The 5380-nt window shown below is 66.7% G+C and carries 7 protein-coding genes; 3 read left to right on the forward strand and 4 right to left on the reverse strand.

Features of this window, described 5'->3' with window-relative positions; translation table 11 throughout:
• Window positions 1-173: 173 nt before the first annotated feature.
• The 4 genes from WP12_RS01755 to WP12_RS01770 are packed head-to-tail and all read right to left on the reverse strand — an operon-like array spanning window position 174 to window position 2266.
• Entirely contained in the window at window positions 174-596 is a 423-nt protein-coding gene (locus tag WP12_RS01755; protein ID WP_046192054.1) for a 23S rRNA (pseudouridine(1915)-N(3))-methyltransferase RlmH, read from the reverse strand.
• A gap of 33 nt (window positions 597-629) precedes the next feature.
• On the reverse strand, window positions 630-1025 hold the full coding sequence (gene rsfS, locus WP12_RS01760; RefSeq protein ID WP_152663855.1) for a ribosome silencing factor: 396 nt from the start codon (window positions 1023-1025) through the stop codon (window positions 630-632).
• 28 nt (window positions 1026-1053) lie between these two features.
• A complete protein-coding gene (locus WP12_RS01765; RefSeq protein WP_046192056.1) occupies window positions 1054-1683 on the reverse strand; it encodes a nicotinate-nucleotide adenylyltransferase in 630 nt (209 codons plus the stop codon).
• Window positions 1684-1726: 43 nt separating this feature from the next.
• Window positions 1727-2266 (reverse strand): vgr related protein, encoded by a 540-nt coding sequence (locus tag WP12_RS01770; RefSeq protein ID WP_235398881.1) that lies wholly within the window; start codon window positions 2264-2266, stop codon window positions 1727-1729.
• A 221-nt stretch (window positions 2267-2487) separates the two neighbouring features.
• On the opposite strand from WP12_RS01770, the gene WP12_RS01775 reads away from it, so the two are divergent.
• The 3 genes from WP12_RS01775 to WP12_RS01785 all read left to right on the forward strand — a co-directional run bounded on the left by WP12_RS01775 (window position 2488) and on the right by WP12_RS01785 (window position 5345).
• On the forward strand, window positions 2488-3102 hold the full coding sequence (locus WP12_RS01775; RefSeq protein ID WP_046192057.1) for a LolA family protein: 615 nt from the start codon (window positions 2488-2490) through the stop codon (window positions 3100-3102).
• A gap of 234 nt (window positions 3103-3336) precedes the next feature.
• Window positions 3337-4440, forward strand: a complete 1104-nt coding sequence (hisC, locus tag WP12_RS01780; protein WP_046192058.1) for a histidinol-phosphate transaminase — start codon at window positions 3337-3339, stop codon at window positions 4438-4440.
• Complete coding sequence (locus WP12_RS01785; RefSeq protein ID WP_046192059.1) at window positions 4440-5345, forward strand: prephenate/arogenate dehydrogenase family protein; 906 nt, start codon at window positions 4440-4442, stop codon at window positions 5343-5345. The genes hisC and WP12_RS01785 overlap by 1 nt, the downstream gene beginning before the upstream one ends.
• The last annotated feature ends 35 nt before the right edge of the window (window positions 5346-5380 follow it).

A 5380-nucleotide genomic window follows, 5' to 3' on the forward strand; every position in this document is an offset into this window, starting at 1 on the left:
GGGTGGTGGTGGGGGGCTGCGTCGAGCGGTGGCGCTTGGGGCGTTCCCCCTCCACCCCCTTCGGCGGTCCCCAGCGTCGGGTCGGTCATGCCCCCGGCATGACCTTGGATTGCCGGGGGCAATCCAACCCGATGCTCCGTTCCGGGGAGGATCAGGAAGATCGCGCCCGCTCATCATCCCTCCCGGTGATAGGGATGGCCGGCGAGGATGCTCGTCGCGCGCCAGAGCTGTTCGGCGAGCATCGCGCGGGCGAGCATGTGCGGCCAGGTCGCCTTGCCGAAGGCGAAGAGCATATCGGCCTCGCGGCGCTGCGCCTCGTCGAAGCCGTCGGCGGCGCCGATCAGGAAGCGGCATTCGCGCCGCCCGTCGTCGCGCCAGCGGCCAAGCCGATCGGCGAAAGCCATCGAGCTCAGCTGCTCACCCTTCTCGTCGAGCATGACGACCACGGTGCCGGGATCGCGCGGCGGAACCTTGCCGCCGGCGTCGGGCAATTCGGTGATTCGCGTCGGCCACGCGATCCGCTTGAGATAGCGATCGACCAGATCGGCCTCGGGACTGCGGCCGATCTTCCCCCGCGCGACGATATGCAGCAGCAAAGCGGTTTCTTCCCCCTGCCGCCGGTTGACGTATCAGGCCTGCGCCGCGACCGGAGCAGCCGGCGCGTCGCCGAAATTCCACATCCGCTCAAGATTGTAGAAGCTGCGGACCTCGGGCCGGAACAGGTGGACGATCACGTCGCCCGCATCGATCAGCACCCAGTCGGCGGTCGGAAGCCCCTCGATTCGGACGCTCCGGCCAATCTCCGTCTTGATCTTTTCGGCGAGCTTCATCGCCATCGACGCGACCTGACGGGTCGAGCGGCCCGAGGCGATCACCATGAAGTCGGCGATGGAGGACTTGCCCGCGAGCGGGATCGAGACGGTTTCGACGGCCTGGTCGTCGTCGAGGGATTTCAGCACGAGCTCATGGAGCCTGGCCGAAGGGTCCGCATCCGTGGCGCCCGCGGAAGCCTTGGGGGCCTTGATGCTGTCTGGGGTAGTCAATGTACCTCCTTCATGGAAGCGGCCGGCGCGTCACGCGATCGCGCAGGCCTGTGTTGATGTAAGAACGATGCCAGCTAGGGTCCTTGGCCCGGAGCCGCGTTGCGGAGCCGCGATCAGGATAAAAGTGCAGCAGCACGAGCGCTGGCGGTCTCCATGCCGTCCAATCCTTCGCCTTGGCCACGGGCCGGACGAAACGCCGTAACCAGCCCATCGCCCCGGAGGCGCGGGCACCACCGTCATAGCCCGGACGGGCGACCACGGCAATGGCGACGCTGCGCGCGATGCCGCGCCAGTCGCGCCACTTGTCGAATTGCGCCAGATTGTCGGCCCCCATCACCCAGATGAAGCGGCGATTGGGATAGCGGCGGACCAGCAGGCGCAGCGTATCGACGGTGTAGCGGGTGCTCAATCTCGCCTCGATCGCGGTCGGCCGGATCGGTGCGCGCCGCGCCATGGCGTTCGCGGAGGCCAGCCGCGCATGCAGCGGGGCCATGCCTTTGGCGGGCTTGAGTGGATTGCCGGGCGACACCAGCCACCACATCTCCCGCAAGCCAAGCGCGCGGATCGCGAAGCGGCTGACATGCCGATGGCTGTAATGCGCAGGATTGAAGCTGCCGCCGAGCAGGCCGGTGGGGATCATGGGACGGGTGTAGCGGCTGCGGGGCCAGTCTAAAAGCCTATCCTCATTCGTCGCCCCGGCGGAGGCCGGGGCCGCTATAGGGTTGAGCGTGCCGCGTATCTCTGGCGGCCCCGGCCTCCGCCGGGGCGACGAATGGGAGAAGCGCCTCATAGACCTCTACACCCGGCTTCCCCCGCCGCCCCACGCCATTCCGCAGCAGGAAGGCATCCGCCACGATCTCGGCCTGCTGCTCGATGCCGTAGTGCGTGAAGCGTTTTCCCGGCATTAGCCGATAGGCATAGCGGCAGAAGGGGTGGCGCATGAGCGGCAGATACCAGCGGCCGCCGCGTTGCGCCTGCCAGACATGGGTCATCTCGTGGAGGAACAGCGCCTGCATCGCGAGGCTGCCCGAGGCGTAGCAGGCGCGGTGAAGATGGCCTTGGGGATGGCACCAGATATCGCCATCGGGCGCCATGATCGCGTTTTTCGGCTGGAACGACCACCAGCGCGCCAGGTGGATAGCGACCCGATCGAGATCGATCGCATCGCCGAACATCGAAGCGGCGAGCGAGCGCTCGAGCGAAGTGAGGGAGCGGCGAGTCATGCGGCTTTATATAAGCGTATCGATCCTCGCCCCAATCGTCACTCCATCGAAAGCTAGAACCCTGTGCAGTTAAAGGTGATTGCGCTTCTCCTGAGACTCCAGCTTTCGCTGGAGTGACGGGAAAGGAAGAGAAGCGGGAACTTTGTTACGCCGCCGCGCTTCATTCCCAATTCAGCGGGGCTTGGGCATAAGCACCGCATAACGACCAGGACTGGAACGACATGCGCCCGCTTTTCGCCTCGCTGATCCCCGCCGCGATCGTCATCGCCGCCCCCGCGCTGTCCGCGCCTCAGGCCGGTTCGCTCGCCGAGGTGCAGGCGCATCTGCGCGGCATCAGCACGATGACAGCCGACTTCGTCCAGACCGACCGCAAGGGCAAATCGCTGAGCGGCGTGCTGAGCCTGCGCCAGCCGGGCAAGATCCGCTTCGAATATCAGAAGGGCGTGCCGCTGCTGATCGTCGGTGACGGCAATGCGCTGACCATGATCGACTATTCGGTGAAGCAGGTGTCGCGCTGGCCGGTCGGCAATTCGCCGCTGTCGGTGCTGATCAACCCGGCCAAGGACATGAGCCGTTTCGCCCGCACCATCCCCTCGCCGACGCCGGGCACGATCCAGGTCGAGGCGCGCGACCCCAAGCATCCCGAGTTCGGAACGATCACGATCCTGTTTGCGCGCGGCGGCGGCCCGGCCGGGCTCAGCCTTCAGGGCTGGACCGTGCTCGACGCGCAGAACGGACGATCGACGGTTCGCCTGACAAATCAGCGCTATGGCGTGGCGATTTCCGACAAAACGTTCAAATGGGACGACCCACGCCCGAAGGGGCCACGCAAATAGCCACCCCGTTCATATAGGCGACAGGTTCGGCGTCCTAATACGTCTCCAGCGGTCGCAATCGTTCTCGGGATTCCCCCCTGTTGCTCGAGAACAATGATTGCGCCCCGCCTGCGTGACGAACGTCAGGTCGGCCCTCGCTCCCCGCCCCCGGAGCGAGGGCCATTCCTTTTTGGGGCCCGCCCCGCCGTCACGCGCGGTTGCAGCGGCCTTCCTTCGCCCCTAAAGCGCTCGCCCATGACCACAATGCTTGCACCCAAGCCCTGGATCGATGCGATCGCGCCCTATGTGCCGGGACGGTCGACAACCGATGACGGCCGCAAGGTCGCTAAATTGTCGTCGAACGAAAATCCGCTGGGCACCAGCGACGCGGCGCGCACCGCGTTCATCGCCGGCGCGGCCTCGCTCGACCGCTATCCCGACGCCTCGGCAGCCGAGCTGCGCGAGGCGATTGCCGCCGCCAACGGGCTGGATCCCGCGCGCGTCGTCTACGGCACCGGATCGGATGAGATCCTCCACCTCGCCGCAGGCGCCTATGCGGGCCAGGGCGACGAGGTATTGTTCGTCAAATTCGGCTTCTCGGTCTATCCGATCGCGGCGCGGCGCGTCGGCGCGGAGCCGGTGGTTGCGCCCGATCGCGACTATGCGACCGACATCGACGCGCTGATCGCGCATATCACCCCGAAGACGCGGGTGATCTTCGTCGCCAATCCCAACAACCCGACGGGCACCTATTCGCCCGCGTCGGACATCGCGCGCCTCCACGCCGCGACCCCGGCCGATTGCCTGCTGGTGATCGATCAGGCCTATGCCGAATATCTCGAGCCCGCCGATGATGACGGCGCCTTCGCGCTGGCGCAGAGCGCGACCAACGTCCTCGTCACCCGCACCTTCTCGAAGATCTTCGGCCTCGCCGCCGAACGGATCGGCTGGGGCTATGCCAGTGCGCCGGTGATCGAGGCGCTTCACAAGATCCGCGCGCCGTTCAACGTCACCACCGCCGGACAGATGGCCGCGATCGCCGCGATCGGCGACACCGCTTTTGTCGAAAGCAGCCGCGCGCATAACCTGAAATGGCGCACCTGGTTCGAGGGCGAGATCGCCAGCATGGGCAATAAGGGCCTGCGCGCGGTGCCGAGCAAGGCCAATTTCTCGCTGGTGCTGTTCGAAGGCAAGCTGACCGCCGAGACCGCCTATCACGGCCTGATGGATGCGGGTTATATCGTCCGCTGGCTGCCGGGACAGGGTCTGCCCCACGGCCTGCGCATCACCATCGGCACCGAGGACGAGATCACCGGGCTCACCACCGCGTTGCGCAAGCTGGTCGAGGCGGCGGGCTGATGCTGCCCTTCGCGCGCGTCACCATCATCGGGCTGGGGCTGATCGGCTCGTCGATCGCGCGCGCAGTGCAGGCGACGATGCCGACGGTGCGGCTGACCGGCCATGACGCGAGCCCTGAGGTCCGCGAGCGGGTTCGCGAGCTTGGCTTCGTCGACGACGTCACCGACACCGCCGGGGCTTCGGTGGTCGACGCCGATCTGGTCATCCTGTGCGTGCCGGTGGGCGCGATGGGCGCTGTCGGCGCGGAGATTGCCGCCGACCTGCCCGCCGATGCGATCGTCAGCGATGTCGGATCGTCGAAGATCAGCGTGCTGGCCGCGCTGGCCGAGGCGCTGCCGGGCGCGACGATCATTCCCGCCCATCCGGTCGCGGGCACCGAGAATAGCGGCCCGGACGCGGGCTTCGCGACCTTGTTCAACGGGCGCTGGTGCATCGTCACCCCGCCCGAGGGCGCGGATGCGACGGCGGTCGAACGTGTCGAGATATTCTGGAAGCGGCTGGGCGCCGACGTCGAGAGGATGGACCCCAAGCATCATGATCTGGTGCTCGCCGTCACCAGCCATCTGCCCCACCTGATCGCCTATACCATCGTCGGCACCGCGTCCGACATGGAGGAGGTGACCCAGAGCGAGGTGATCAAATATTCGGCGGGCGGTTTTCGCGACTTCACCCGCATCGCCGCGTCGGACCCGACGATGTGGCGCGACGTCTTCCTGTCGAACAAGGATGCGGTGCTGGAGATGCTCCAGCGCTTCAGCGAGGACCTGACCGTTTTGCAGCGGGCGATCCGCTGGGGCGACGGCGACGCGCTGTTCGACCTGTTCACCCGCACCCGCGCCGTCCGCCGCTCGATCATCGAGCAGGGCCAGGACGATGCCGCGCCCGATTTCGGGCGGTCGCATTAAGGCTTTCACCCCTCCCCTTCAGGGGAGGGGAGGGG

The sequence above is a fragment of the Sphingomonas sp. SRS2 genome, assembly GCF_000971055.1.
Classification (GTDB): Bacteria; Pseudomonadota; Alphaproteobacteria; order Sphingomonadales; family Sphingomonadaceae; genus Rhizorhabdus.